The sequence below is a fragment of the Stenotrophomonas sp. GL_111 genome, from assembly GCF_057835245.1.
Genome location: NZ_CM174421.1, coordinates 3,869,162 through 3,895,261 on the forward strand (window position 1 = coordinate 3,869,162; position 26,100 = coordinate 3,895,261).

General features: G+C 68.8%; 22 protein-coding genes. 12 read left to right on the forward strand and 10 right to left on the reverse strand.

Annotated elements, in window-relative coordinates; genetic code table 11:
- Nucleotides 1–13 precede the first annotated feature (13 nt).
- The gene (locus AC3IPM_RS17170; protein WP_489301455.1) at nucleotides 14–1,135 is read left to right on the forward strand and encodes a glycosyltransferase; all 1,122 of its coding nucleotides are present in this window, start codon (nucleotides 14–16) and stop codon (nucleotides 1,133–1,135) included.
- A gap of 7 nt (nucleotides 1,136–1,142) precedes the next feature.
- Here the strand turns inward: AC3IPM_RS17170 and AC3IPM_RS17175 are convergent, their stop codons facing one another.
- From AC3IPM_RS17175 to def, 5 genes are all read right to left on the reverse strand, one after another.
- On the reverse strand, nucleotides 1,143–2,432 hold the full coding sequence (locus tag AC3IPM_RS17175; protein ID WP_489301456.1) for an O-antigen ligase family protein: 1,290 nt from the start codon (nucleotides 2,430–2,432) through the stop codon (nucleotides 1,143–1,145).
- 206 nt (nucleotides 2,433–2,638) lie between these two features.
- Entirely contained in the window at nucleotides 2,639–4,360 is a 1,722-nt protein-coding gene (locus AC3IPM_RS17180; protein ID WP_489301457.1) for an ArnT family glycosyltransferase, read from the reverse strand.
- 25 nt (nucleotides 4,361–4,385) lie between these two features.
- Nucleotides 4,386–5,726 carry a 16S rRNA (cytosine(967)-C(5))-methyltransferase RsmB gene (gene rsmB, locus AC3IPM_RS17185; RefSeq protein WP_489301458.1) on the reverse strand — a complete coding sequence of 447 codons (1,341 nt, stop codon included), beginning with the start codon at nucleotides 5,724–5,726 and terminating at the stop codon, nucleotides 4,386–4,388.
- Nucleotide 5,727: 1 nt separating this feature from the next.
- The gene (gene fmt, locus AC3IPM_RS17190) at nucleotides 5,728–6,651 is read right to left on the reverse strand and encodes a methionyl-tRNA formyltransferase (RefSeq protein ID WP_489301459.1); all 924 of its coding nucleotides are present in this window, start codon (nucleotides 6,649–6,651) and stop codon (nucleotides 5,728–5,730) included.
- Between the two features lie 99 nt (nucleotides 6,652–6,750).
- On the reverse strand, nucleotides 6,751–7,263 hold the full coding sequence (gene def, locus AC3IPM_RS17195) for a peptide deformylase (RefSeq protein ID WP_489301460.1): 513 nt from the start codon (nucleotides 7,261–7,263) through the stop codon (nucleotides 6,751–6,753).
- Nucleotides 7,264–7,389: 126 nt separating this feature from the next.
- On the opposite strand from def, the gene AC3IPM_RS17200 reads away from it, so the two are divergent.
- From AC3IPM_RS17200 to AC3IPM_RS17240, 9 genes are all read left to right on the forward strand, one after another.
- Nucleotides 7,390–8,520: a LysM peptidoglycan-binding domain-containing protein gene (locus AC3IPM_RS17200; protein ID WP_489301461.1), complete on the forward strand. Its 1,131-nt coding sequence runs from the start codon at nucleotides 7,390–7,392 to the stop codon at nucleotides 8,518–8,520.
- A gap of 93 nt (nucleotides 8,521–8,613) precedes the next feature.
- A complete protein-coding gene (dprA, locus tag AC3IPM_RS17205) occupies nucleotides 8,614–9,753 on the forward strand; it encodes a DNA-processing protein DprA (RefSeq protein ID WP_489301462.1) in 1,140 nt (379 codons plus the stop codon).
- Between the two features lie 42 nt (nucleotides 9,754–9,795).
- Nucleotides 9,796–10,269 (forward strand): DUF494 family protein, encoded by a 474-nt coding sequence (locus AC3IPM_RS17210; RefSeq protein ID WP_228886001.1) that lies wholly within the window; start codon nucleotides 9,796–9,798, stop codon nucleotides 10,267–10,269.
- Nucleotides 10,270–10,306: 37 nt separating this feature from the next.
- The gene (locus tag AC3IPM_RS17215) at nucleotides 10,307–11,122 is read left to right on the forward strand and encodes a GYF domain-containing protein (RefSeq protein WP_489301463.1); all 816 of its coding nucleotides are present in this window, start codon (nucleotides 10,307–10,309) and stop codon (nucleotides 11,120–11,122) included.
- A 44-nt stretch (nucleotides 11,123–11,166) separates the two neighbouring features.
- Nucleotides 11,167–12,072, forward strand: coding sequence for an RDD family protein (locus AC3IPM_RS17220; RefSeq protein ID WP_489301464.1), 906 nt, complete (start codon nucleotides 11,167–11,169; stop codon nucleotides 12,070–12,072).
- A 190-nt stretch (nucleotides 12,073–12,262) separates the two neighbouring features.
- Nucleotides 12,263–14,764 carry a DNA topoisomerase I gene (locus tag AC3IPM_RS17225; RefSeq protein WP_489301465.1) on the forward strand — a complete coding sequence of 834 codons (2,502 nt, stop codon included), beginning with the start codon at nucleotides 12,263–12,265 and terminating at the stop codon, nucleotides 14,762–14,764.
- 103 nt (nucleotides 14,765–14,867) lie between these two features.
- Nucleotides 14,868–15,428 (forward strand): L-threonylcarbamoyladenylate synthase type 1 TsaC, encoded by a 561-nt coding sequence (gene tsaC / locus AC3IPM_RS17230; RefSeq protein ID WP_489301466.1) that lies wholly within the window; start codon nucleotides 14,868–14,870, stop codon nucleotides 15,426–15,428.
- Between the two features lie 43 nt (nucleotides 15,429–15,471).
- Nucleotides 15,472–16,275, forward strand: a complete 804-nt coding sequence (locus AC3IPM_RS17235; RefSeq protein ID WP_489301467.1) for a DUF4124 domain-containing protein — start codon at nucleotides 15,472–15,474, stop codon at nucleotides 16,273–16,275.
- A gap of 26 nt (nucleotides 16,276–16,301) precedes the next feature.
- The gene (locus tag AC3IPM_RS17240; RefSeq protein ID WP_489301468.1) at nucleotides 16,302–16,994 is read left to right on the forward strand and encodes a hypothetical protein; all 693 of its coding nucleotides are present in this window, start codon (nucleotides 16,302–16,304) and stop codon (nucleotides 16,992–16,994) included.
- A gap of 31 nt (nucleotides 16,995–17,025) precedes the next feature.
- Here the strand turns inward: AC3IPM_RS17240 and AC3IPM_RS17245 are convergent, their stop codons facing one another.
- A complete protein-coding gene (locus AC3IPM_RS17245) occupies nucleotides 17,026–17,802 on the reverse strand; it encodes an SDR family oxidoreductase (protein WP_489301469.1) in 777 nt (258 codons plus the stop codon).
- 179 nt (nucleotides 17,803–17,981) lie between these two features.
- Between AC3IPM_RS17245 and AC3IPM_RS17250 the strand changes: the two genes are divergently transcribed.
- Nucleotides 17,982–18,209 (forward strand): hypothetical protein, encoded by a 228-nt coding sequence (locus AC3IPM_RS17250; RefSeq protein WP_489301470.1) that lies wholly within the window; start codon nucleotides 17,982–17,984, stop codon nucleotides 18,207–18,209.
- Nucleotides 18,210–18,313: 104 nt separating this feature from the next.
- Here the strand turns inward: AC3IPM_RS17250 and sppA are convergent, their stop codons facing one another.
- From sppA to AC3IPM_RS17270, 4 genes are all read right to left on the reverse strand, one after another.
- Nucleotides 18,314–20,218, reverse strand: coding sequence for a signal peptide peptidase SppA (sppA, locus tag AC3IPM_RS17255; RefSeq protein ID WP_489301471.1), 1,905 nt, complete (start codon nucleotides 20,216–20,218; stop codon nucleotides 18,314–18,316).
- A gap of 85 nt (nucleotides 20,219–20,303) precedes the next feature.
- On the reverse strand, nucleotides 20,304–21,674 hold the full coding sequence (locus AC3IPM_RS17260; protein WP_489301472.1) for an MATE family efflux transporter: 1,371 nt from the start codon (nucleotides 21,672–21,674) through the stop codon (nucleotides 20,304–20,306).
- A 145-nt stretch (nucleotides 21,675–21,819) separates the two neighbouring features.
- Nucleotides 21,820–22,389 (reverse strand): DUF3106 domain-containing protein, encoded by a 570-nt coding sequence (locus tag AC3IPM_RS17265; RefSeq protein WP_489301473.1) that lies wholly within the window; start codon nucleotides 22,387–22,389, stop codon nucleotides 21,820–21,822.
- On the reverse strand, nucleotides 22,382–23,380 hold the full coding sequence (locus tag AC3IPM_RS17270; protein ID WP_489301474.1) for a hypothetical protein: 999 nt from the start codon (nucleotides 23,378–23,380) through the stop codon (nucleotides 22,382–22,384). Before AC3IPM_RS17270 ends, AC3IPM_RS17265 begins: the two co-directional genes overlap by 8 nt.
- 439 nt (nucleotides 23,381–23,819) lie before the next feature.
- On the opposite strand from AC3IPM_RS17270, the gene AC3IPM_RS17275 reads away from it, so the two are divergent.
- Entirely contained in the window at nucleotides 23,820–26,051 is a 2,232-nt protein-coding gene (locus AC3IPM_RS17275) for a primosomal protein N' (RefSeq protein ID WP_489301475.1), read from the forward strand.
- Nucleotides 26,052–26,100: the final 49 nt, after the last annotated feature.

A 26,100-nucleotide genomic window follows, 5' to 3' on the forward strand; every position in this document is an offset into this window, starting at 1 on the left:
ACCGAAGACCCCCATGAAGATCCTCTACACCAATTTCCATTCCGGCGACGGTGGCGGCCATACCACCTACCTGGTCTCACTGGCGCGCGCGCTGTCCACCCGCCACCAGTTGTTCATGGCCGCCCCCGAGGACAGCCGCGTACTGCGTGTGGTCCGCGAGGAAGGCCTGGCCGAGACGCTGCCGGTGGCCTTCAGCAGTGGCCTGCCCACCCTGGGCCAGCAATGGGCCGACCTGCGCGCGCTGCGCCGGCTGGTCCAGCAGCACGGCATCGACATCGTCCACGCCAACGGCGCGCGCGACCATCGGGTGATGATGGAAGCCGTTGCTGGGCTGCCGCGTCCCCCCAAGCTGGTGTTCACCAAGCACAACAGCAAGCCCAGCAACACCTTCGGCAATGCCCTGCGCGCGCGCTGGGGCACCGACCGGGTCATCGCGGTCTCCGCGCATACCCGCCAGATGCTGCTGGACAGCCCGTACCGGCGCTGCCCGATCGATGTGATCCGCAATGGCGTGGACCTGCAGAAATTCGCACCGCTCGGCGCCGGCGCCGGCGCCGCGCTGCGGGCGCGCTGGACAACCGATCCCGAGGCGCTGGTGCTGGTCAGCAACGCCGGCACCGATGGGCACAAGGGCTGGATCGACCTGGTCGAGGCCATCGCCACCCTGCCTGAAGCGATCCGCTCGCATCTGCACATCGCCATCGCCGGGCGCGATCCGGACCCGCGCCTGCTCGAACAGGTCGCGCGCCTGGGCCTGGCCGATCAGGTGCATTTCCCGGGGTTGCTGGAGGACATCCGCCCGTTCATCGCCAGTGGCGATGCCGGCTTCGTGCTGTCCTACGACGTGGAGACCATCTCCTTCGCCTGCCGCGAGATGATGGCGATGGGCCTGCCGGTGCTGGTCAGCGACTACGCCGGGCTGCCGGAGAATATCGAGCACGGCCACACCGGCTGGATCGTGCCGGTACGCAACGTGCCGGCCATCGCGGCCCAGGTACTGGCGCTGTACCAGCAGCGCAGCCACCTGGCTGCGGTGGGTGCGGCGGCCCGCCAGCATGCGTTGCAGGCGTTCGGCCTGGACACCTTCACCGGGCAGACCGAAGCCAGCTACCACGCCGCCCTGCAGGGCGGCTGAGCACGGCTCAGCGCAGACGGTCCGGCCGACGCGGCCGGGCCGGGTCGGACAACGCCAGGAACAGCGCGATCCAGGTCGCGTAGAACGAGGCGGTGCGCATGTCGCGGAACATCATCTCGGTGAAGCCGAACACAAGGAAGCCCACGCAGATGCTCAACCCGGCCCCGGCGAACAGGCGCGAGGCCTCGTCGTCCAGGCGCAGGCGGCGTGCGAACACCCACATCGGCGCCGCATACATCAGCAGCAGGCCCAGCCCGCCCAGCACCCCGTAGGTGGCCAGGAAATACAGCAGGTCGTTGTGGGTCTCGCCAAAATCACGCGCCACCATCGGTGAAACCTGCTTGGCCTCGGCCAGCGCGCGCAGTTCTTCGCGGAAGCGGTCACCACCACCGATGCCGAACACCGGCTCGCTCTGGATCATGTGCCCGGCCGCGCTCCACAACTGCAGCCGGATGCACACCGAGGTATCGGCCAGGTGGGTCACCTGGCATTCGCCGAACTCGCTCACGCCCAGATGGATGCGATCGCGCATGGTGCTGTCGCTGACCACGATCAGCCCGAGCAGGCCCACCAGCACCACCGCCAGCAACGCGCGGTAGCGGTTCAGCCGACGCCCGTACAACAGCAGCGCGATGAAGATGAAGAACGGGATCGCCAGCAGCCCGCCGCGGGTCTGGGTGGCCAGGAAGCCGCCCAGGCCGGCGATGCCGGTGAGCAGCTTGAAGGCGAACTCGGTGCGGTGGAAACGGGTGATGCGATAGCCCAGCAACAGGAAGACCAGCACCGAAAACAGCAGGGTCAGGTCGCCATAGGTCACGGCGTTGAACTGGCGGGTGGCCGGGCGGGTGCCGGTGCTCAGCGCCAGCCAGCTGATGTTGATCACCGCAAACCAGATGCCCGGCAGCAGGCCGAACAGCGCATGGGACAGCACCGCGCGCGGGATCCGCAGCGCCGCAGCCGCGATCAGCAGCACGGTCAGGAAGCGGACCGCCTTCTCCACCTCCGACCCCTTCCACAGGCCATGGAACGCCTGGCTGGCCAGCACCCCGACCAGCATCACCGCCATGCCCATGCCCAGCCACAGGTACTGGCGCGGCTGCGCGCACCACCGCTGGCCGGGGGCCGGGCGGCGCATCACCGCCAGCACGATGAAGCTGAGCAGGATCAACAGGTAATAGCCCGCGCTGCCGCCATCCATGGTCGACATCAGCAGCACCGGCGACAGGCCGAGCGCGATGGTGAACGCCCAGGCCAGGAACAGGCGGGCGTTGGTGGGGCGGGAAAGGTCTTCGGTCACGGTCTAGGCGATGCGGGCGGACGACGGGCGGAAAGGAAGGACAGCGCCCGGCGCGGCGGCCGGGAGGCGCTGGCCAACGCAGGGGCAGGCGGCATCGACACCTGCACCAGTGACAACGGCGCGGGCACTGCGATGGCCTCGATCCCGTGTCAGGCGAGCAGGCGGGATTGTCGCCGATCGCTTTGTAATGATCCATGAGCCACTGCTCACTCGTCCTCCTCCACGCCCTGTTCGCGCGCGATCCGGGCCAGCTCTTCCGCGCTGGCCCGGCACGGCGCCACGAAGGCCTGTGCCGGCACCAGCCACCAGCCGCGGCGGTTGGCCGTACCCACCCGTTCGGCGCGACGGCGGTCCACACACGCCAGCAAGGCCGCCTCCTGCACCAGCAGCCAGCGCTGCTGCGGCGCCTGCGCCTGCCAGCTCGCCGCGTCCTGCAGCTGTTTGTACCAACGCCGCTTGAAGCCGAACGTGGCCACCGGGCGGTCGGCCATCAACAGGTTCTGCTCCTTCCAGGCCACCAGGCCCAGTTCAGCCTCGGGCCCGATCCGCTGGCCGACCTGCTGCATCAGGCCCCGCGCGGAACTGGAGTCGTTCAGCAACGGATACCCCACCAGCCCGTAGGTGACCCACACCATTGCCAGGGTCGACACCACGGCCAGGTGGAAGCGCCGCCGTCCCGCCACCAGCAGGCTGAGCACGCCCCAACTGCCCATCATCACGCCGGCCCAGCCCAGCGCGGTCGTCACCCCCTGGGCGACCCCGCGCTCGCCCACCAGCCGGCGCTCGAAGCCGGGCTCGCCGACCAGCATGCCGATCCCGGCGACCAGCAGCGCCAGCGCCAACAAGGCAGCGAAACCGCCCAGCAGCCACTGCACGTCACGCCGCCGCAGCAGGCCCGGCAGCAATGGCGCCAGCGCCAGGCAGAACATCGGCAGCGAGGGCAGGATGTAGACATCGCGCTTGCCGTGCGGAATCGAGAAGAACAGCACGATCAGCAGCCACCAGCCCAGCAGCACCAGGTAGCGCGGATCGCGCCGGCGCAGGCGTCGCCACCAGGCCGGGATCGCCCACGGCAGCACCAGCAGCGTGGGCACCCACATCGAGGGCATGGTGGCCAGGAAGTACCACCACGGCTGGTGGTGGTCCCACGATTGCGCATAGCGCTTGGCGGTCTGCCGGAACAGGATGTCGTCCATGTACACGCGGTACTCGGCCGACCCGCTGGACAGCGCGGTCAGCACCATCGGCAGCAGCCACAGGGTGATGGCCAGTACGAAGGCCAGCGGCCCCAGCCAGAACCGCACGTCGCGCACATGCAGGCGCACCCGCGACCAGCCCAGCAGCGAGGCGAGCGCGGCCGGCACCAGGGTCAGCAGCGCGATCACCCCCACGCCCTTGGTGATCACCCCGAGCCCGGCGGCGAACCAGCCCAGCCACCACCAGCGCCACGCCGGCCCGCACAGCAGGTGGCGCAGCAGGCCGTAGTTGGCCAGGGTGATGAAGAACACCACCAGCGGATCGATCTGCGCTTTCTTGGCCTGGAAGGTGAAGTGCACCGCGAACAACAGGGCCCACGCCGCGTACAGGCCCACCTGGCGGGTCCACAGCCGGCGGCCCAGGTCGTACACACAGGCCAGGGTGCCCAGCGCGGCCAGCAGCGAGGGCAGCAGGAATGCCACCCGCCAGTTGCCGAGCACGCTGTAGAACGCCGCCTGCAACCACATCAGCAGCGGCGGCTTGTCCGAGTACAGCTCGGTGCCGCGATGCGGGAACAACCAGTCCCCGCTGAGCACCATCTGCTTGGCGACCAGCGCGAAACGCGGCTCATCCGACGGCCAGGGATCACGCATGCCCAGGCCCGCGCCAAGCACCAGCAGGGCCATCAACGCAAGCAACCAGAATTCTCGTGACGCACGGGTTTTCAGCATGGGGCGCGATTCTAACGGGGTTGGATCAGCCCTTCTTTAGCAGACGCGCATAGAAGAAACCGTCACCGCCGTCTTCACCGGGCAAACGCTGGCGACCGGCCCACGAATCGTGCCCGAACGCGTCACCCAGTGGCAGGAATCCCGCATCGCGGGTGCGCTGCAGGAACGCTTCGACCTGGAACTGATTTTCTTCGCGCAGGATCGAGCATGTCGCATACAGCAGCGTGCCGCCCTTGGCCAACATGCCCCAGCTCGCATCCAGCAGGCGTGCCTGCAGGGCCACCAGCGTCTCGATATCGGTGGCGCGACGGTGCTGCAGCACGTCGGGCTGGCGGCGGATGATCCCGGTGGCCGAGCACGGTGCATCCAGCAGAATCACATCGAACGGCTGGCCATCCCACCAGGCGGCCGGATCGGTGGCATCGCCGGCCAGCACCTGGGCGTGTTCACCCACTCCGGTGCGCAGGAAGGTTTCGCTGATCCGCTTGAGCCGGCGCGGATCCACGTCCAGCGCCAACAGGCGCAGGCTGGGATCGCGCTCCAGCAGGTGCGCGGCCTTGCCGCCGGGTGCGGCGCAGGCATCGAGCACGCGTGCGCCCACCGGCAGCATCAACGCATCGGCCACCTGCTGTGCGGACAGGTCCTGCACCGACAACGCACCGTCGGCAAAGCCCGGCAGTGCCGACACCGGCACCGGTACCGGCAGGCAGATCGCATCGGCCGCCAGCGGCGAGGCCTCGGCGGCAATCCCGGCCGCTTCCAGCTGCGCCAGCATCGCCTCGCGGCTGCTCTTCTGCCGGTTCACCCGCAGCCACAGCGGCGCGGCCTGCAGGCTGGCGTTGAACACCGCATCGGCCTGCTCGGGCCAATCCTGCTCGATCATCTCGGCCAGCCACAGCGGGAAGGCCTCGCGCGCCGGCAGGGCCGGAATGCCCTCGCGCTGCGCACGGCGCAGCAACGCGTTGACCATGCCCGCCTGGCGCTCGCGGCCCATCGCACGCGCCGCATCCACGGTGGCCGACAGCGCGGCATGCGCGGGCAGCTGCAGCGCATCGAGCTGGGCGAAACCAACCAGCAGCAGCGCGCGCAGTTCGTCCTCGCGCACGCCCAGCGGGCGCGGCATCCATTGCGCCAGCGCGGCGTTATAGGCCGCGCGGCGACGCAGCACCGCAAAGCACAGGGCTTCCAGCAGGGCGCGGTCGCGGCTGTCCGCCAGAGTCGGCAACGCCTTGGTCAGTTCAGCCTTGAGCGAGCGGCCGCGACCGATCACCTGGGCCAGCACCTTGGCGGCGAGCACGCGGGTGGGGACGCCGGGCGCCAGATTGGCGGGCGGTGGGGTCTGCTTGTCCTGCCGGGGCTGCACCATCTCAGTTCCCCACGATCAGGTCGCGGCGGGCATTGAGGTAGTCCGCGGCGGTGATCGCCTTGCCCCCTTCGCGCTGCAGCACGCGCAGGCGCAGCGCGCCCTGCCCGCAGGCGATGTCGATGCCCTCGCGGCCCGCCGCCAGCAGCGTGCCCGGTGCCTGGCCCTGGTTGTCGGCCAGCGCCACCGCGCCGTGGATGCGCACGCGCTCACCGGCCAGGGTGGCCTCGGCGATCGGCCAGGGGTTGAAGGCGCGCACGCTGCGCTCCAGCTCGGCGGCGTCGTGCGCCCAGTCCAGGCGGGCTTCGGCCTTGTCCAGCTTGTGCGCGTAGGTCACCCCGGCTTCGGGCTGCGGCTGGGCGATCGGCTTGATCCCCGCCCGCAGCAGGCCCAGGCCGTCGGACAGCACCTGCGCGCCCAGTTCGGCCAGGCGGTCGTGCAGCTGCCCGCCCAGCTCGGCCGGCTGGATCGGGGTGTGCTGGCGCAGCAGCACCGGGCCGGTGTCCAGCCCGGCTTCCATCTGCATCAGGCACACGCCGGTTTCGGTATCGCCGGCCTGGATCGCGCGCTGGATCGGCGCGGCGCCACGCCAGCGCGGCAGCAGCGAGGCATGCACGTTCCAGCAGCCGTGGGTCGGGATCGCCAGCACCGCCTTGGGCAGGATCAGGCCATAGGCCACCACCACCATCAGGTCCGGCTGCAGGTCCAGCAGCTGCTGCTGTGCTTCGGGGGTCTTCAGGGTTTCCGGCTGGAACACCGGGATGCCACGTGCGATCGCCTCCAGCTTCACCGGCGACGGGGCCAGCCCGCGGCCGCGCCCGGCCGGGCGGTCCGGCTGCGTGTAGACCGCCACGACTTCATGGTGACGGGCTGCGACGCGCAGCGAGGACACGGCGAACTCCGGCGTACCGGCAAACACAATCTTCATGGCGACCCCACTAACAGAAAGTAAAACGGCGCCGTTGACCGGCGCCGCAGCGCAACGCCCGGCGCACGGTCACCCCGTGCGGCCAGGCCTGCATCCACCTCAGGCATCGTGCTTGCGCTGCTTGGCCAGCTTCTTGCGGACCATCTCGCGCTTGAGCGGCGACAGGTAATCGATGAACAGCTTGCCGTCCAGGTGGTCCATTTCATGCTGGATGCAGGTGGCCAGCAGGCCCTCGGCGTCCATCTGCTGGACCTGGCCGGCACGGTCCAGGAAGCGCACGGTGATGGTGTCGGCGCGGCTGACGTCGGCAAAGATGCCCGGCACCGACAGGCAGCCTTCCTGGTACACCCGGCCGCCATCGTGGGCGAGGATTTCGGGGTTGATGAACACCTGCGGGGTGTTCTTCTCTTCACTGACGTCGATCACCATGAAGCGCTGGTGGACGTCGACCTGGGTCGCGGCCAGGCCGATGCCCGGTGCCTCGTACATGGTCTGGAACATGTCATCGACCAGCGTCTGGAACGCCGGCGTGGTCACTTCGGTGGCATCGATCAACGCGGCCTTGGTGCGCAGGCGCGGATCGGGGAACTCGAGAATAGGCAGGAGAGCCATGGCAAATACCGGTAAGGGGCGCCGGTCAAAACGGCGTACCAGGCAATTCTATCGCCAACGCTTGCCCTGCGCCCCGGTTTCTGGACTATAGTGCGCGAACCTGTTGGGGAATCAGGCACCACACCTATGTTTGAACGTACTCGTACGGTCGTCGCCGTGGCGATGTTGACCGTCGCCACCTATGCTACCGCCGTTGAAATGAATGGCGGGCACCCGGATACCTACGTCGTCCAGAAGGGCGATACCTTGTGGGACATCTCCGCGCGCTTCCTGAAAAAGCCGTGGTTGTGGCCGGAGATCTGGCAAGCCAATCCGCAGGTCAAGAATCCGCACCTGATCTACCCGGGTGACGTACTGAGCCTGGCCTACCTGGACCGCGTCGTGGCCCAGCCCGGCCCGCGCCAGGACGCCCCGCTCAACGCGATCCCGCTGGACCAGGTGGAACCCTTCCTGAAGCAGCTCAGCGTGGTCGACGAGATCAAGTCGCTGCCCTATGTGGTGAGCCTGGAAGACAACCGCCTGCGCGCCACCACCGGCCAGACCGCCTATGTGCGTGGGCTGGACACGGCCGCCGTGGGCCAGCGCTGGGCCGTGGTCCGCCCGACCGTGCGCTACGCGCTGCCCAAGCCGACCGAGGACCTGACCGCCAACGGCGATGTCACCCCCGGCAGCGGCAACCTCTGGAAGAACTACGTCGCACCCAGCAAGCGCAACCAGACGCTGGGCTACGAACTGGCCCAGATCAACGTCGGCACCGTGACCAAGCTGGCCACCGGCAATGTCGAGGTGACCACGATCGCACTGCAGGGCCAGGTCGACGGCCGTGAAGTGCGCGCGGGCGACCGCCTGATCCCGGTCGAGGCCAACCCCTACGACCTGCAGTTCTTCCCGCACGTTCCGGCCGCGCAGACCGAGAGCCTGGATATGCGGGTGCTGGCCGTCACCGACATGTTCACCGCCGGGGGGCCGCGCGATGTGGTTGCCATTTCCGCCGGCAGCGCCGACGGCATCGACAACGGCACCGTGGTCTCGCTGTGGCGCCAGGGCCGCCATGTCGCGCACAAGATGAAGTTCCCGAACTCGTCGCGGATCGACGATTCGCTGACCACCGGCGCCGGCCGGGTGACCCTGCCGGATGAGTATGCCGCCCATGCGATGGTGTTCCGCACCTTCGACAAGGTCAGTTACGCGCTGGTGATGCAGGGCGTGAAGCCGGTCCTGGTCGGCTACTCGGCCAAGCATCCCGACGCGCAGTAGGTACCCACCGCGGGTCACTACGCGGGACACTCCTACGCAATACTCCGACGGCGCCCCAGGGCGCCGTCGTCGTGTGCGGCCTAGCCTGAGAGGATGCCCAACCATCACCCCGACGCCCGCGCTGCGCTGCTGCGGCTGATCCTGGCCGGCGGCCCCCTGCCGCCGCGCCGCCTGCTGCTGGACCATCACGGCACCGCCGAGGCCGCGCTGCGCGCCGGGCCGGCGGCCTGGCGCGCGGCCGGCTGCAGTGCCGAGCAGTGCGCGCGACTGGGCCACCCCGATGCCGCCGCGCTGGACCAGGCCCGGCGCTGGCTGGACACGCCGGGCCAGCACCTGCTGGCACTCACCAGCGCCGACTATCCGGTGCTGCTGCGGCACCACCGGCAGGCCCCGCTGGGCCTGTTCGTCCAAGGCGAACCGAGCCTGCTGTGGCACCCTGGAGTGGCCGTGGTCGGTAGCCGCACCCCCTCGCCGAGCGGGGCCGAACTGGCCGCCGAGTTCGCCACGGCCTTCGCCCGCAGCGGGCTGTGCGTGATCAGCGGGCTGGCGGCCGGGGTGGATGCGCGCGCCCACAGCGCCGCGCTGCATGTTCCCGGCGGGCTGACCGTGGCGGTGGTCGCCACCGGCCTGGACCGCACCTACCCACCCCGGCACGCCGGGCTGCAGACCCAGATCGCCGCGCGCGGTGCAGTGGTCAGCGAGTACCCGCCCGGTACCGCCGCCCGGCCGGGCCAGTTCCCGGCCCGCAACCGGCTGATCGCCGGGCTCAGCCTGGGCACGGTGGTGATCGAGGCGGCGATCCGCTCCGGGGCACTGATCACCGCCCGGCTGGCCGCCGAGGCCGGACGCGAGGTGTTCGCCCTGCCCGGCTCGGTACGTAACCCGCGCGCCCACGGCTGCCACCGGCTGATCCGCGACGGGGTCCAGCTGGTCGAGCACCCCGACGAGGTCATCGCCGGGCTGGCCATGCTCGGCGGCAGCCTGGGCCAGGCCTTGCGAACGCGTCTGGCCGCCCCCACTGAACAGGCACAGCCAGCGCCATCGAGCGCCCCTTCCTCCTCCGATCCGAACTACCAGCGCTTGTGGCAGGCACTGGATGACAACCCAACGGGTATGGATTCACTGATCCAGCGCAGCGGATTGACGACGGCACAGCTGTCGGCCATGCTGCTGGTCATGGAACTGGATGGAAAGGTGGTTGCCGCACATGGCCGCTACTGTCGAAAACCCTAGTTTCTTCACCTCCACAGCGTCGTTGACGCAGGCCGAGGGGCAATGAAAGAGAGCATTCTGGATGTCCTGCTGTACCTGTTCGAACACTATTTCAGCGAAGACGCGGATCTCGTCCGCGACCGCGACACCCTCCAGAACAGCCTGATCCAGGCCGGCTTCAGCCCCACCGAGATCAATAAAGCCTTCGACTGGCTCGACGCCCTCGCCGAGCAGCGCCCGGCCGTGACCCTGGCCCGGGTTGATGGCCCGGTGCGGATTTTCCATGGCCCGGAGCTGGACAAGCTCGACGTGGAAGGCCGCGGCTTCCTGATGTTCCTGGAGCAGCACGGCATCCTCGACGCCAACCAGCGCGAGCTGGTGCTGGACCGCGCCATGGCGCTGGACCAGGACGAGCTGGACCTGGACGACCTCAAATGGGTGGTGCTGATGGTGCTGTTCAACCAGCCCGGGGCCGAAGCGGCCTACGCCTGGATGGAGACCCAGATGTTCGTCGACGAGCCGGAACCCCTCCACTGACCGTACACTGGGCGCCTAGCGCATTCAGGAGCGGACCGTGGCCGAGTGGTTCTATGCAGAAGGAAACCGTCAGCAGCGTGGGCCGCTGACGTCTGAGGAGTTGATTGCGCTGTACCAGTCCAGCCGGATCGCGCTGGATACACTGGTCTGGCGCGACGGCATGGCGCAGTGGCAACCCCTGCGCGAGGTCACCGATGCGCTGGGCCTGGTGATCGCACCAGCGCCCGCAGCGGCCGAAGCCGACACCCCCGCCGAAATCGGCGCTGAACCGACGGCCGCTGAGCCGACGGTTGAACCGATCGTCGAACCGGTTGTGCCAGCGCCGCCGCAGATTCCCGGCTATAGCGCCGCCACGCCGGCAACCGCACAGACATTGCCCCCCTCTGCATCCGCAGCGGTCGCGCCACGCAAGGGTCTGTCCGGCTGCGCGATCGCCGCGATCGTGGCCGGTGCGGTGTTGCTGGTGCTGCTGGTGGTCGGCGGCATTCTGGCGGCCATCGCACTGCCGGCGTATCAGGAGTACACCCAGCGCGCCAAGGCACAGCAGGCGATCTCCTCGCTGGGCCCGCTCAAGTTGCAGGTCACCGAATTCGTGCAGACCCATGGCCGTTGCCCGGTCAATGACGACGAGGGCTTCCTGGCCGCCGACAGCTATGCCGACGGTCCGCTCAGCGCCGTGCGCATCGGCCGCTTCGACAACAGCCACTGCGGCATCGAAGCCGAACTCAGCACCCCCGGCAGCCGCGCGCTGGATGGCAAGCTGATCTGGCTGGACTACGACGGCGAGCAGCAGCACTGGACGTGCAGCGCCGAGCCGGATGACAAATACCTGCCTGCGGATTGCCGCGGCTGAGAACGGACGCGTGTCCATGGACGAATCCAAAGGGGATCCAAGCAATGAGTGAGTGGTATTACGCCGAAGGCCAGCAGCGCCAGGGGCCACTGGCCGCAGAAGAACTGCGTGCGCGTTTCCAGCGTGGCGAGATCAACCTGGCCACGCTGGTATGGCGCGAGGGCTTCCCCGAGTGGAAGCCGCTGTCGGACACCGTCGATGAGCTGCAGCTGCAGAACCTGACCAGCGCGGCCAGCAACCTGGGCACCGGCTTCGACCTGCGCGGCGATTACACCGCCATCGACAACGGCACCGCGCCGTTGCCGGGGACCGGCGGCGGCACCTATTCGCCGTACTCGGCGCCGACGGCAACCAGCCACGGCGGCACGGTGGTGAGCGGCGGCGACGTGGTCTACGCCGGCTTCTGGCGGCGCTTCGCCGGTTACTTCATCGACTCGCTGGTGGTCAGCGTGTTCAACGTGCCGGTCAGCATCGTGTTCAGCCTGATCGGCGAGAGCAGTGGCAGCGATGGCATGAAAATCGGCATGAGCCTGGTGGCGATGCTGATCAACATGGCCGCCGCGGTCCTCTACTTCGCCGGCTTCCATGCCTCGCGCGGTGGCGCCACGCTGGGCAAGATGGCCGTGGGCATCAAGGTGGTGCGTGGCAGCGGCGAGCGCATCAGCGTGGCGCGCGGCGTCGGCCGTTACTTCGGCTTCCTGCTCAGCAGCCTGACGCTGTGCATCGGCTTCATCATGGCCGCCTTCACCGAGCGCAAGCAGGCCCTGCACGACATGCTGTGCGACACCGTGGTGGTGGACAAGTGGGCGTTTACGGACAATCCGCAGATGCAGCAGCCCGGCCTGGGCACCGTGACCATCGTCATCCTGGTGTTCGCCGGGGTGTGTACGCTGGGTCTGATCGCGCTGTTCATCGCGATGATCGGGGTCATCGCCTCGTCGATGTCCTGAGCCGACCCTCACACCGGGCCGCTTGACACGGGCGGCCCCGGCGTGATTCCTCTAATACGCAAGAAAGCTGAACGCCCGGCGCATACCCGGGCGTTCAGTTTATGGATATCGCCCGCTGCCCTTCACTAATGCGGCCATTTGCTCCACCCTAGCGCCCTCCCCCGGGCTGCTGCCCACAGAAATCGATGCCATGCCCAAGCACCTGCTCATCGTCGAATCGCCCGCCAAGGCCAAGACGATCAACAAATACCTCGGTAAGGACTTCACCGTCCTGGCCTCGTATGGGCATGTGCGCGACCTGGTGCCGAAGGAAGGCGCGGTCGATCCCGACAACAACTTCGCGATGCGCTACGACCTCATCGAGAAGAACGAAAAGCACGTTGATGCCATCGTCAAGGCTGCCAAAGGCGCCGACGACATCTTCCTGGCCACCGATCCGGATCGCGAGGGTGAAGCGATCAGCTGGCATATCGCCGAGATCCTGAAGGAACGCGGGCTGGTCAAGGACAAGCCGATGCAGCGCGTGGTCTTCACCGAGATCACCCCGCGCGCCATCAAGGAAGCGATGAGCCAGCCGCGCGAGATCGCCGGCGACCTGGTGGATGCCCAGCAGGCGCGCCGCGCGCTGGACTACCTGGTCGGCTTCAACCTGTCCCCGGTGCTGTGGCGCAAGGTGCAGCGCGGGCTGTCCGCCGGCCGCGTGCAGAGCCCGGCGCTGCGCATGATCGTCGAGCGCGAGGAGGAGATTGAAGCCTTCATCGCCCGCGAGTACTGGAGCATCGATGCCGCCTGCGCGCATCCCTCGCAGCACTTCAATGCGCGCCTGATCAAGCTCGATGGCAAGAAGTTCGAGCAGTTCACCGTCACCGACGGCGACACCGCCGAAGCGGCGCGCATGCGCATCCAACAGGCCGCGCAGGGCGCCCTGCATGTCACCGACGTGGTCAGCAAGGAGCGCAAGCGCCGCCCGGCCCCGCCGTTCACCACCTCCACCCTGCAGCAGGAAGCCTCGCGCAAGCTCGGTTTCACCACGCGCAAGACCATGCAGGTCGCGCAGAAGCTGTACGAAGGCATGGCGATCGGTGAGGAAGAAGGCACCGTCGGCCTGATCTCGTACATGCGTACCGACTCGGTCAATCTGTCCCAGGACGCGCTGGCCGAAATCCGCGACGTGATCGCCCGCGACTACGGCATCGCCGCGCTCCCGGACAAGCCGAACACCTACCAGACCAAATCCAAGAATGCCCAGGAAGCGCACGAAGCCGTGCGTCCGACCTCGGCATTGCGCACCCCGGCCCAGGTGGCCCGCTTCCTGACCGACGACGAGCGCAAGCTGTACGAGTTGATCTGGAAGCGCGCGGTGGCCTGCCAGATGATTCCGGCCACGCTCAACACCGTCAGTGTGGACCTCTCGGCCGGCAGCGAACATGTGTTCCGCGCCAGCGGCACCACCGTGGTGGTGCCCGGCTTCCTGGCCGTGTACGAGGAAGGCAAGGACAACAAGAGTGCCGAGGACGACGATGAAGGCCGCAAGCTGCCGGCGATGAAGCCCGGCGAGCGCGTGCCGCTCGAGCGCATCGTGGCCGAACAGCACTTCACCCAGCCGCCGCCGCGCTTCACCGAAGCGGCGCTGGTCAAGGCGCTGGAAGAGTACGGCATCGGCCGTCCGTCCACGTATGCCTCGATCATCCAGACCCTGCTGTTCCGCAAGTACGTGGAGATGGAAGGCCGCAGCTTCCGCCCGTCCGATGTTGGCCGCGCGGTGTCCAAGTTCCTGTCCAGCCACTTTACCCAGTACGTGGACTACGACTTCACCGCCAAGCTTGAAGACGAGCTCGATGCGGTCTCGCGTGGCGAGGAAGACTGGATTCCGTTGATGGCCCGCTTCTGGGAACCGTTCAACAAGCTGGTCGAGGAAAAGAACGAATCGGTGGATCGCGCCGAGGCCAGTGGCGCGCGCGAGCTCGGCACCGACCCCAAGACCGGCAAGCCGGTCAGCGTGCGGCTGGGCCGCTTCGGGCCGTACGCGGCGATCGGCAGCACCGCCGAGGACGCCGAGGACAAGCCCAAGTTCGCCTCGCTGCGCCCGGGCCAGTCGATGCACACCATTTCCCTGGAAGACGCGCTGGAGCTGTTCCTGATGCCGCGCGCGCTGGGCCAGGACAAGGACGAGGACGTCAGCGTCGGCATCGGCCGCTTCGGCCCGTTCGCCAAGCGCGGCAGCACCTATGCCTCGCTGAAGAAGGAAGATGACCCGTACACCATCGACCTGGCCCGCGCCGTGTTCCTGATCGAAGAGAAGGAAGAGATCGCGCGCAACCGGATCATCAAGGAATTCGAGGGCAGCGAAATCCAGGTGCTGAACGGCCGGTTCGGCCCGTACATCAGCGATGGCAAGATGAACGGCAAGATCCCCAAGGATCGCGAGCCGGCCTCGCTGACCCTGGCCGAAGTGCAGCAGCTGATGGAAGAAACCGGCAAGCCGGTGCGCAAGGGCTTTGGCAAGAAGGCGACCAAGAAAGTGGCCGCCAAGAAGGCCCCGGCCAAGAAAGCAGCCGCTGAGACGGTCAAGAAGACTGCCACCAAGAAAGCCGCGGTGAAGAAGGTGGCCAAGAAGGCCACCGCCAAGAAAGCCACCAAAAAGGTCGCCAAAAAGGCGGTCAAGAAAGTGGTGAAGAAGGCCGCTTCCTGATCCACGCGCAGCGTCGACATTGACCCCTGCCGCCTGCGCGGGGGGATAATGCCGGTATTGCAGCGGGCCGCAGCGTGCGGCCCTGCGTTGCCGGTGCACTGAGATGAACCTGTTGACCCTGGATTCGGCCCTGCCCGCGCTACGCGCCGGCGGTGTGATCGCCTACCCGACCGAAGCCGTCTGGGGCCTGGGCTGCGACCCTGCCCACCGGGCGGCGGTGATGAAGCTGCTGCAGCTCAAACAGCGCCCGGTCGAGAAGGGCATGATCCTGGTCGCTGCCGACCTGGCGCAGCTGGAGGGCTGGGTGCAGCTGCAGGCACTGCCGCCGCCGCGCCAGGCCGAGGTGCTGGCCAGCTGGCCCGGCGCGCACACCTGGATCCTGCCGGCCGGACCGCGCACACCGCGCTGGATCACCGGCGAACACAGCGGCATCGCCGTGCGCATCAGCGCCCATCCCCTGGTGGCCGCGCTGTGCCGCGCCTGGGGCGGCCCACTGGTTTCCACCAGCGCCAACCTGGCCGGCAAGCCGCCCGCGCGTACCCGGGCCGAGCTGGACCCGGCCCTGCTGACGCTGCTGGACGGCGTGATCGACGGCCAGACCGGCGGCCTGGCCCAACCCACCCCGATCCGCGATGCCCTCAGCGGCCAGATCCTGCGCACCTGAGCGCGCTTTTGCGCGCGTGCCGGCAAAGTCGCACACTGTGCCCATGCGCCGATCCCCTGCCCTGTGCCTGTCCGTGTTGCTGCTGTGGAGCGGCGCGGCCCTGGCTGTCCAGGATGCCGGCAGCGTGCGCATCTACCGCTGCGTAGGCAGCAACGGTGCCGTGGCGCTGCAGGACGCCCCGTGCCGCGATGGCCGCCAGGAAGTGCGCGACATGCAGCGCCCGCGCGATCCGCCACGGCGCGTGGTGCGCAGCGACCGCGATCCGGCCACGCCACCGCCCACGGTGGTGGAGCGCGAGGTGCGCCACGTCTATGTTCAGCCGCCACAACCGATGTACGAATGCATCCGCGATGACGGCAGCCGCTATACCAGCGAAAGCAACGAGGGCAATCCGCGCTGGGTGCCGATCTGGACCAGCGTGTATCCGTCCTACCCCGGCTACCCGCGGCCGCCGCATGGCGGTGGCGGCGGTGGCGGGCACCGCCCGCTGCCGCCGATCATGCCGATGGGCAGCGGCGCGGTGACGTCCAGCGGTGGAACGCTCTCGGTCTCCGGTGGGGGTTCCAGGGGGGGCGGCAGCGTCAGCATCGGCAGTGGCAGCACGCAGTGGCAGGGCGGCGGCCATGCCTACCCCGGCAGCTATTCGGACGTGGTGGTCCCGGCCGGCAACGTGCTGGTCCGCGACACCTGCAACCCGCTGCCGGCCAACGAAGTCTGCGCGCGCCTGCGCGATCGCCGCTGGGAACTCGGCCGGCGCTACAACAGCGCCCTGCAGGGTGAGCGCGACGCACTCAATCGCGAACAGCGCGGTATCGACGCACGGCTGCAGCGCGACTGCGGCAACTGAGCGGCGCGACGTTCTACACTGCGGCGATGAAACCGTGGCTGCTGCTGTTGATTCTTGCCTCCCCGCCGGTGCTCGCCGACGAGGCCGTGTTCTTTCGTTGCACGGCCGCCGATGGCGCGTTGACCATCCAGAGCGTGGCCTGCCCGCCGGGCAGCGAGCAACGCATCCAGCGCATTGCCACGCCCACCGCCAAGAGCGTCGCGATCACGCCCGAGCCGAATGCTGGCGCGCCCGCGGTGCCCCCCATCAACGACGCCTCGGCATTGCAGCCGATGACGCGCCCCGTATTGCAGGCCGGCACCGTCGATGACGAACCGACCTACCAGATCCTCGACAGCCAGGTGCTGCGCCGCGAGGCACAGGAGAAGGCGGCAACCGAGGGCCCGGCCAAACCGCCGCTGCCGGCGATCTACCAGTGTCAGTCCGCCGATGGCAGCCGCTTCCTGCACGAGCTGGAACCGGCGCCGCCACATTGCGTGCTGCTGCAGGTGTCCGGCCTGGGTGGCAACACCCCGCTCAATGCCGCCAGTTGTGAAGTGATCCGCGACGACTGTGCGCCGATTGCCGACGCGCAGCGCTGCGCCAGCTGGCAGCAGCGTTTCCGCGATGCGCGCGGACGCGAGCGCTTTGCCACGCCGGACAACCAGGCCGCTGCCGTGGCCGAGCGCGAACGCCTGCAGGCGCTGCTGGCCGGCAGTGACTGCGCGGTGCCGGAATGACCCCCCCGCGGCGCGCCGCGTGGCGTGCCGCTCAGAACCCGTAGCGCAGGAAACCGCCGTCCACCGCGATGCACTCGCCGGTGACGTAGCTGGACGCGGGCAGGCACAGGAAGCCCACCGCCGCGGCCACTTCCTCGGGCTCGCCAATACGGCGCATCGGGGTGCGGTCGATCACTTCCTCGTAGTAGTCCGGGTCGGACAACGGGCCGGAGGTGCGACGGGTGCGGATGTACCACGGTGCCACCGCGTTGACCCGGATACCGTCCTCGGCCCACTCCACCGCCAGGTTGCGGGTCATCTGGTGCATCGCCGCCTTGGTCATGCCGTACACCGCTCCGCTGCGCACGTGAGTGAGCCCGGACACGCTGCCGACGTTGACGATGGCCGAAGCCGCGTGGCGGGCCAGCAGCGGGTGCGCGTAGCGCGACAATTCAAAGGCCGAGAACAGGTTGGTTTCGAAGATGCCGCGCCATTCGTCTTCGGTGTACTCGGTGGCCGGCTTGGTGATGTTGCTGCCGGCGTTGTTGATCAGCAGGTGCAGCCCATCGCTGTGGTCCTCGACCCAATCGAGGATTTCGCGGCGGTCCTCGTCATCGGAGACATCCGCGGAAAGGCCGTGGATCTCGCGGTCGGGGAAGGCGTCGGCGAGTTCATCCCGGGCCATCTCCAGCGCGTCGGCATCGCGGCCGACGATCAACAGGTCCGCGCCGAAGCCCAGCAGTTCCCGCGCGATGGCCAGGCCGATGCCGGCACTGGCGCCGGTGATCAATGCGGTCTGTCCGTCCAGTCGCCAACGATGCGCGCTCACATGCTTCTCCTGCGTGGGGGCCATGGCCCCGTGGTACCTGCGGGCGGCACCTTGCCACGCGCTGTGCTCAGGATAACGCAGCGCCTCGGCGGTGGACGCCCACTGCTGCAGACGCCATCACACACCGGCCGTGACGGCGGTGCGACACTGCGCTTCCCTGGTGCAGCAGTGAGGTTGCCATGATCATCCGTGTTGTCCTGCCCCTGGCCGCGCTGCTGGTGCTGGCCGGCTGCAATCGCCCGGTGCCACCGGCGCCGGACAAACCGCCGGAGCCACAGGCCGGTGCGCTGCGCGATGCGATGCAGCAGCCGCTGGACAAGGCCAAGGCCGCGCGCGAGATGCTGGAAAAAGCGCCGGACACGCGTGCCGCCGATGACGCGGGAACCGGCGACGCCAAGACCCCCTGACCGACGCGGCAGTGCATCCACAAAAAAAGCCCGGCATTCGCCGGGCTTTTTCATGTCGCGTGTCGATCATGGATGACCACGACGCAGGGGCGTGGTCTACCGCATCAGAATCCGCAGAAGCAGTACGCCAGGGCCTTGACCGGGGCGCTGCTGCGCGGATCGCGCGCGGCGTCTTCGACGAAGCGCAGCTGGGTGTCCAGCTCCGGCATCGAACGCGCCAGCATCAACCGCGCCATACCCGATTCCCCCAGCATCCAGGCACCGGCACGGCTGCCGGCGAAGCCGCCGAGGAACTGTGCGAACGGCGTGGCGCCCTTCTCGATGTAGCGCACGCGGACCTTGTCCACGCCGCCCAGCTTGGCGCGGGTAGCGGCGTCGGCAACGGCGGCCTTGAGTCCACCGAACTCATCGACCAGGCCACGTTCCTTGGCCTGCGCACCGCTCCAGACACGGCCGCGGGCGACTTCGTCGACCGCTTCGACCGGCTTGTTGCGCGCGTCGGCGACCTTGCCGGTGAAATCGGCGTAGCCCTTGTTGATCACCGACTGGATCACCTGGCCCACGGCCGGGTCCATCGGACGGGTGATGTCGAACGCACCGGCGAACCGGGTGGTGCCCACGCCGTCGGTATGCACGCCGATCTTGTCCAGCGAGCGGGCCACGTTCGGGATCATGCCGAAGATGCCGATCGAACCGGTGATGGTCGACGGGTCGGCATAGATGCGGTCGGCATTCATGCTGATCCAGTAACCACCGGATGCGGCCAGATCGCCCATCGACACCACCACCGGCTTGCCGGCGGCCTTCAGCGCAACCACTTCGCGACGGATCTGCTCGGAGGCGAACACTTCGCCGCCGGGCGAATCCACGCGCAGCACCACGGCCTTCACGTCCTTGTCCTCGCGCGCCTCACGCAGCAGCGCCGAGGTCGATTCGCCACCGACGCGACCGGCCGGCAGGTCGCCACCGGCGATTTCGCCAGCCGCCACGATCACCGCCACCTGCGGACGCGAATCCACCGGCGAACGACGTGCGTCCAGCTGCGACAGGTAGGCATCCAGGTTGACGCTACGGAAGCCGCCGTCGGCGTCTTCGTCGGCCACGCCACGCTCGGTCAGCAGATCTTCCACTTCCTCGCGGGTCTTCAGGCCGTCCACCAGCTTCTGCTGCAGGGCGAACTTGGCCAGGTCGCCACCGGCCGCAGCCACGCCTTCGGGCAGCGTGTCGATGCCGGCGGCCAGCTGTGCGGCGTCGAGCTTGCGGGCCTTGGCAATATCGCCCAGGTAGCGCTGCCACACATCGTTCATCCAGAACAGGTCCGCTTCCTTGGCCTGCGCCGAGGCGGCGTCGAGCACGTACGGCTCGGCAGCGGACTTGTATTCGCCCACCTTGAACAGGTGCACGTCCACGCCCAGCTTGTCCTGCAGGCCGGTGCGGAAGTACTGGCGGTAACGGCCGAGGCCTTCCAGCACCACGCCGCCCATCGGGTCCAGATAGACCTCGTTGGCCTGCGCGGCCAGCAGGTACTGCGACTGGCTCATGTTTTCGCTGAAGGCAACCACCTGCTTGCCCGAGGCGCGCAGCGCCTGCAGGGCGGTGGCCACTTCGCGCATCGAGGCGAAACCGCTCGGCTGCAGCTTGTCCAGCTGCAGCACCACGCGTTCGATCTTCTTGTCATCGCGTGCGGCTTCGATGGCGCGGATCAGATCGCGCAGCTGGATCTCCTCGGCACCGTTGTCACCGATCGCCTTGGCCAGCGCGCGGCTGACCGGATCGGCGCTGAACTGCTCGACCAGGCGGCCTTCCGGCGCGATCACCAGAGTGGTGCGGTCCTGCAGCGACTTGCCGCTGCTGGCGCCCTTGCCCATGGCGACGACGAACAGCACCAGGATCAGGAACATCAGGCCGAAGAACAGCAGATTGAGGATCAGCCGGCGGGTAAAGTTCATCACATCCCACAGCCCGATGAAGAAGCTGGCGACGGGATTGCGACGCGCGGGTTGGTTCATGGGGAAAACTCCAGTTGGCTTCTTGCCGTGTTATCAGCATAGCCGGTGCCGGGCTGGCCGGCATCGGACACAAGTCAGGGGGTCGTCAGGCAGCGGTCGCCGAAACCGCCCCAGCGCGGCGGCTGCTGACACGCAGACGCCACGCCATCAGGATCGCCGCGGCGGTCAGGCCCAGGATCAGCCCCAGCCACATGCCCTGCGGGCCCATGCCCAGCCCCAGCCCCAGCCCGGCGCCGAGCGGCATGCCCAGGCCCCAGTACGAGAACATGGCGATGAACATCGGCACCCGGGTGTCCTTGAGCCCGCGCAGCGCGCCGGCCGACAGCACCTGGATGCCATCGGGGAACTGGAACGCCGCCGCGTACAGCAACAGCGTCGAGGCCAGCGCGGCCACCTTCAGGTCGGCCGTGTAGACCCCGACGATCGCATCGTGGCCCAGCAGCAGCACCAGCGCCGACAACGTCTGCGTGCCCAGGATGATCAGCAGCCCGGCAATCGCCGCGCGGCGTACGCCCAGCCCATTGCCGCTGCCGACCGCATGGCCGACCCGCACGGTGGTGGCTTCGGCCACGCCCATGGGGATCATGAAGCACAGCTGCGCCACGTTGATCGCGATCTGGTGGGAGGCCGCATCGGTGGCACCGAGGCGACCGATCAGCAGCGCGGTGACGATGAACAGCCCGCCCTCCATCAGCACGGTGATGCCGATCGGCAGGCCGGTCCGCAGCAGGTCCCAGATCGCCGACCAGCGCGGCGCCTCGAAGTGCGAGAACAGCTGCAGGTGGGCGAAACGCTTGGTCTTCCACAGGTAGCCGGCAAAGCACAGCGCCTGCACCCACATCATGATGGCCGAGGCGATGCCCAGCCCTTCGGCGCCCAGTTCCGGGAAACCAAGCTTGCCGTAGCAGAGGATGTAGCCCAGCGGCGCCAGCACCAGCAGGCCGCCGAAGCCCAGGATCATGGTCGGCAGCGTCCAGTGCATGCCCTCGCTGAGGTAGCGCATGCAGAAGTACAGGGTCAGCGCCGGGCCACCCCAGCGCACCGCATGCAGGAACGCGGTAGCGCCCGGCACGATGTCCGGGGCGATGCCGAACGCCGGCAGCAGCGGCGGCACCACCGTGAGGAAGGTGAACATGATCAGGCCCAGGCCCAGCGCCAGCCACAGGGCCTGGCGGAACAGCGGGCCGATCTCGCGCTCGCGGCCCGCGCCATGCAGCTGCGAGACCGAGGCGGTGAGCGAGATCAGGGTGCCGATCGGGATCAGCATCGGCAGCCACAGCAGGGCCGTACCGATGGTGACCGCGGCCAGCGTATCGGTGCCGTGGTGGCCGGCGATGACGTTGTCGACAAACGAAATCAGGCCCGTGGACACGTGGCCGAGAACCAGCGGCAGCGCGAGCAGACCGGTGGCGCGCACTTCCTGGGAGAGGCGCGGCGTGGAGGAAGCAAGGGACATGGGGATCACGGACGGCAACTACGGCAGCGCGCGGAGGGCACAGGCACCGGGTTGCGGCCCGCCATCTTACGCGCGCGGCGTGACAAAACCCACGATGGCGGGTAAATGCGACACCGCGTGGCGACCGATCACTCCAGGGGAGCGATCAATGCCCGACGTGCTGCTTCAACCACGCATCGCGCCCGCCCGGGGCCAGCGCCAGGAACTGTGCGCGGACCGTGTCACGTTCCTGCGGCGGCGTGCGCTGGGCGACCAGGGTCAGCTGGGCCAGCTGGTCGACGCTGAGCTGGCGCAGGATCGCCAGCGCCGGTTCGCGCTGCTCGGCCGGCAGATAGCCGAACAGCCCCTGTAGTTTCGGGAATGCCTGGCCCAGCTGCGGGCCGAGCAGCCAGCCATCGCGGAAGCGCTGGTCCTGCTGGGCGAAACGCTCGCGCAGGGCCTGCTGCTGGGCCGGCGGCAGCGCGGCGATGCGGCGTGCCGCCTCGGTGACGCGGGCGCGCTCGGCATCCGGCAGCGCCTGCCAGGCCGCATAGCGGCTGCGCAGCTCGCGCAGCTGGGCCGGGTCCAGCGCGGTCGGGATGGCCGGGGTGGTGGTCGGCGTCGGCGCGGGGGGCAGCGCCGGCAGCGGCAGCGCCACCTGGCCGGGGCTTGCCTGCGCTGACAACGCCAGGGCGAGGCCGAAGCCCAGACCGACCTTCAGGATCGACTTACTCATCAGCGGTGGTCTCCAGGCCGGCGGTGGCCGGTTCCGGGCGGCTGGGCTGCGGCTGCGATTCGTCCACCGGCACCGGCCCGCCCGCGGCGAACCAGGCATACAGGTCCGCATCGCGCGCCAGCGGCAGTGCCGGATCAGCCAGCATCGCCGCATCGCTGGCGGCATGTGCGGCGTCGGCCGACGCGGTGACCGGTAGGTCGTCGGCCGGCAGCGCCTCCACGGTGACCGGCCCGGCCTCGGCAACCGCGCCATCCGGGACGCTGGCTGCCGGATCCGGGCTGTTGCGGACGTGCTTCCACCATGCCGCACCGCCCAGCAGCACGCCGACGGTGACCACCACGATCAACAGGCCACGCCACGGCCAGCGACGGCCCTGCCGACGGCTGCGGGGACGCGCGCTGCGCGCCTCGGCGTTGTTCGGGGTGCGCCAGGAGGCCGCGTCGGACGCAGTGCCTGCGGGGGACGGTGCCGGCTGATGCAGGCGCTGCAGGCGCGCGGCGGGCAGGTCACGCAGGCGGCCCTGCACCTGTTCGGCCAGCTCGCGCCAGGCCGAGGCATCAGGATGCCCCTGAGTGTCACGCGGGCAGGCCTCGCCCAGCGCCTGCTGGTAGTCGGCCACCGGCATGTCCAGGATCTGCGCCGCCGCGGCTTCGTCCAACCCGCCGCCGATGCGCAGCAGCAGGGCCAGCCGGGCCGGCGCGGGCAGCGCCTGCAGGTGGGCCAGCTCGGGCGACCAGTGGCCGCCGCTGGGCAGGCGGATCGGGTTGCGGTGCGCCAGCAGGATCCAGAAGCGGTCCGGCCATTGCGCCATCGGCACGTCGCTGGCGATCCCGGCGAAGGCACGCATCACCGCCACCAGGGCCTGTTCGGCCACGGTCGGGTCGCCGCACTGCAGCTCGGCCACGACCAGCGCGCGGCGTTCGACGCCACGCAGGAAAGCAGACAGCGCGCCGGCTGCGGTAGAGGAAACGGGGGCGGTCGCAGCCGTCATAGCAACTCCATCAATTGACGGAAATGATAGCGATTGCGTCGGCGCACGGGCGTGCCGATGTAGGTCGCGTGTGAAGACCGTGCCCTGGCGTAGGGGCAACCGGGGCCGCAGGTTGTGCACAGCATCAAGAAAAACCCGCCTGGAACAGGGGGTAAGGGCGCTCCATGCTGTGTTTCAGCTTTGTTTCACAGTTATGTTGTTGTTTTTATTGATTATTGTTGTGTGGCGATTTTTTGACCAAGTTGATCGAGAGGTCGGAACTCCCTGACCCACAGCCCGGCAATCGACACTGGCACACAGACTTATCCACAGAAGATGTGGATAAGCCTGAATCTCCAATCAACACCGATATTTAGCTCCTATTTATGATTCAAGGATCCACGCAACTGCCGATGCCTACCCCGGTAAACCGGCTTGACCGGCCCGCTACACTGGCACGATGCCCAGCTCCAAACCGGCCCCGCCGCTGTCCCTCACCCCCGGCCCTGCGCCCGCGTTGAACGTGGCCACCGTGCAGGTTGCCCTGCCCGTGCCCCTGCCGCAGTGGTTCGACTACGCCCCGCCCGCCGGCGAGCCCGTTCACGCCGGCATGGTCGGGCGCCGGGTGCGGGTGCCGTTCGGTTCACGTGAGCTTGTCGGGGTGGTGGCCGCCATCGGCACCGTCGCCGACGGCGGCACCCTGCGCAGCGCGCTGGACTGGGTGGATGCCGCGCCGCTGCTGGAGGGCGAGCTATGGCGCTCGCTGCACTGGCTGGCCCGCTACACCCATGCCCCGCTCGGCGAGGTGGTCAGCACCGCCCTGCCCGCCCCGCTGCGCCGCGGCGAGCCGCTGCCCGATACCCACCGCTGGGGCTGGCAGCTGACCGCCGCCGGGCACGCACCCTCACCGCGGCTGCGCGACGGCACCCGCCCGCAACGGCTGGCCACGCTGCTGGCCGACGGCGTGCGCGACGAGGATCACCTCGATGCCGCCCTGGACGACTGGCGCAGCGCCGCGCGTGCGCTGGCCAAGCGCGGCCTGGTCGAGCGCGTCGCACTGCCGCACCAGGCCGCGGTGGCCACTACCGGCACCGGCCCGCAGCCGAACCCGGAACAGGCCGAGGCGATCCACGCGATCACCGCCGTCGACGGCTTCGCCACCTTCCTGCTCGACGGTGTCACCGGCAGTGGCAAGACCGAGGTCTATCTGCAGGCGATCTTGGCGTGCCTGGCACGCGGCAAGCAGGCGCTGGTGCTGGTGCCGGAAATCGGCCTGACCCCGCAGACCCTGTCGCGCTTCCGCAGCCGCCTCGGCATTCCCGTACATGTGCTGCATTCGGGCTTGAACGACAACGAGCGCGCACGGGTGTGGGCGGCCGCCGCGCGCGGCGAGGCGCAGGTGATCGTGGGCACACGCTCGGCGATCTTCACCCCGCTGCCGAACGCCGGGCTGATCGTGGTCGATGAAGAACACGACGGCAGTTACAAGCAGCAGGACGGCATCCGTTACCACGCGCGCGACTTCGCCCTGGTGCGGGCCAAAGCGTTGTCGGTGCCGGTGGTGCTGGGCAGTGCCACACCCTCGCTGGAATCGCTGCACAACGCGCGCGCCGGCCGCTACACCCACCTGCGCCTGAAGCAGCGCGCCGGCAACGCGCGGCCGCCGCGGGTACGCGTGCTGGACGTGCGCAAGCGCCCGCTGCGCGATGGGCTGTCACCAGAAGTTTTACAGGGCATCACCCAGCATCTGCAGGACGGCCACCAGGTACTGGTGTTCAAGAACCGCCGTGGTTACGCGCCGGTGCTGCTGTGCCATGACTGCGGCTGGACCGCGCCGTGCCAGCGCTGCGATGCGCCGATGACGGTGCATGCCGGTGGCCGTCGCCTGCAGTGCCACCACTGTGGTGCGCGCCAACCGGCGCCGATGGCCTGCCCCGACTGCGGCAGCCTGGCGCTGCAGCCGCAGGGGATCGGCACCGAGCGACTGGAAGAACACCTGGTGGAGGCGTTCCCGGACGTACCGGTGATCCGCATCGACCGCGGCACCACCAACCGGCGCGATGCACTGGAAACCCAGCTGGCCACGCTGGGCGACCGCGCCGGGATCCTGGTTGGCACGCAGATTCTGGCCAAGGGCCACGACCTGCCCAAGCTGACCCTGGTGGTGGTGGTCGGCATCGACGAAGGCCTGTTCTCGGCCGACTTCCGGGCCAGCGAGAAACTCGCCCAGCAGTTGATCCAGGTGGCCGGCCGCGCCGGGCGCGCCGCCAGTGCCGGCGAGGTCTGGCTGCAGACCCACCATCCCGGCCATCCGCTGCTGGAAACTCTGGTCAACGGCGGCTACCACGCCTTCGCCGAGGCCGAGCTGGAGCAGCGTGAAGCGGCCGGCTTCCCACCGTTCGCGCACCTGGCGCTGCTGCGCGCCGAAGCGCAGCAGGTGGAGCATGCCAATGCGATGTTGAGCGCGGTGCGCGCGCTGATTCCCGAGGCGGCGGCGGTGGAGCGCTATGGCCCGATGCCGGCACCGATGCCGCGTCGCGCCGGCTACCAGCGCACGCAGCTGCTGTTGTCGGCCCCCTCGCGACGGCCGCTGCACGGCGTGCTCGATCTGATCACGCCGCAGATTCCCGGGCTGCCGCAGGCGCGCAAGGTGCGCTGGTCGCTCGATGTCGATCCAACGGATCTGTACTGAGGCTGGCGCCTCAGCACAGCTCCGTTGGGTGTGCATTCCACCTCAACCC

Bases quoted from the DNA above. Each gene is read 5' to 3' on its own strand.
- AC3IPM_RS17210 (WP_228886001.1), top strand. From the start codon at position 9,796: ATGAAAGAGAGCATTCTGGATGTCCTGCTGTACCTGTTCGAACACTAT.
- AC3IPM_RS17235 (WP_489301467.1), top strand. From the start codon at position 15,472: ATGCGCCGATCCCCTGCCCTGTGCCTGTCCGTGTTGCTGCTGTGGAGC.
- AC3IPM_RS17170 (WP_489301455.1), top strand. From the start codon at position 14: ATGAAGATCCTCTACACCAATTTCCATTCCGGCGACGGTGGCGGCCAT.
- fmt (WP_489301459.1), bottom strand. From the start codon at position 6,651: ATGAAGATTGTGTTTGCCGGTACGCCGGAGTTCGCCGTGTCCTCGCTG.
- tsaC (WP_489301466.1), top strand. From the start codon at position 14,868: ATGAACCTGTTGACCCTGGATTCGGCCCTGCCCGCGCTACGCGCCGGC.
- AC3IPM_RS17180 (WP_489301457.1), bottom strand. From the start codon at position 4,360: ATGCTGAAAACCCGTGCGTCACGAGAATTCTGGTTGCTTGCGTTGATG.
- AC3IPM_RS17270 (WP_489301474.1), bottom strand. From the start codon at position 23,380: ATGACGGCTGCGACCGCCCCCGTTTCCTCTACCGCAGCCGGCGCGCTG.
- AC3IPM_RS17265 (WP_489301473.1), bottom strand. From the start codon at position 22,389: ATGAGTAAGTCGATCCTGAAGGTCGGTCTGGGCTTCGGCCTCGCCCTG.
- AC3IPM_RS17200 (WP_489301461.1), top strand. From the start codon at position 7,390: ATGTTTGAACGTACTCGTACGGTCGTCGCCGTGGCGATGTTGACCGTC.
- AC3IPM_RS17260 (WP_489301472.1), bottom strand. From the start codon at position 21,674: ATGTCCCTTGCTTCCTCCACGCCGCGCCTCTCCCAGGAAGTGCGCGCC.
- AC3IPM_RS17250 (WP_489301470.1), top strand. From the start codon at position 17,982: ATGATCATCCGTGTTGTCCTGCCCCTGGCCGCGCTGCTGGTGCTGGCC.
- AC3IPM_RS17275 (WP_489301475.1), top strand. From the start codon at position 23,820: ATGCCCAGCTCCAAACCGGCCCCGCCGCTGTCCCTCACCCCCGGCCCT.
- AC3IPM_RS17225 (WP_489301465.1), top strand. From the start codon at position 12,263: ATGCCCAAGCACCTGCTCATCGTCGAATCGCCCGCCAAGGCCAAGACG.
- rsmB (WP_489301458.1), bottom strand. From the start codon at position 5,726: ATGGTGCAGCCCCGGCAGGACAAGCAGACCCCACCGCCCGCCAATCTG.
- sppA (WP_489301471.1), bottom strand. From the start codon at position 20,218: ATGAACCAACCCGCGCGTCGCAATCCCGTCGCCAGCTTCTTCATCGGG.
- AC3IPM_RS17240 (WP_489301468.1), top strand. From the start codon at position 16,302: ATGAAACCGTGGCTGCTGCTGTTGATTCTTGCCTCCCCGCCGGTGCTC.
- def (WP_489301460.1), bottom strand. From the start codon at position 7,263: ATGGCTCTCCTGCCTATTCTCGAGTTCCCCGATCCGCGCCTGCGCACC.
- dprA (WP_489301462.1), top strand. From the start codon at position 8,614: ATGCCCAACCATCACCCCGACGCCCGCGCTGCGCTGCTGCGGCTGATC.
- AC3IPM_RS17220 (WP_489301464.1), top strand. From the start codon at position 11,167: ATGAGTGAGTGGTATTACGCCGAAGGCCAGCAGCGCCAGGGGCCACTG.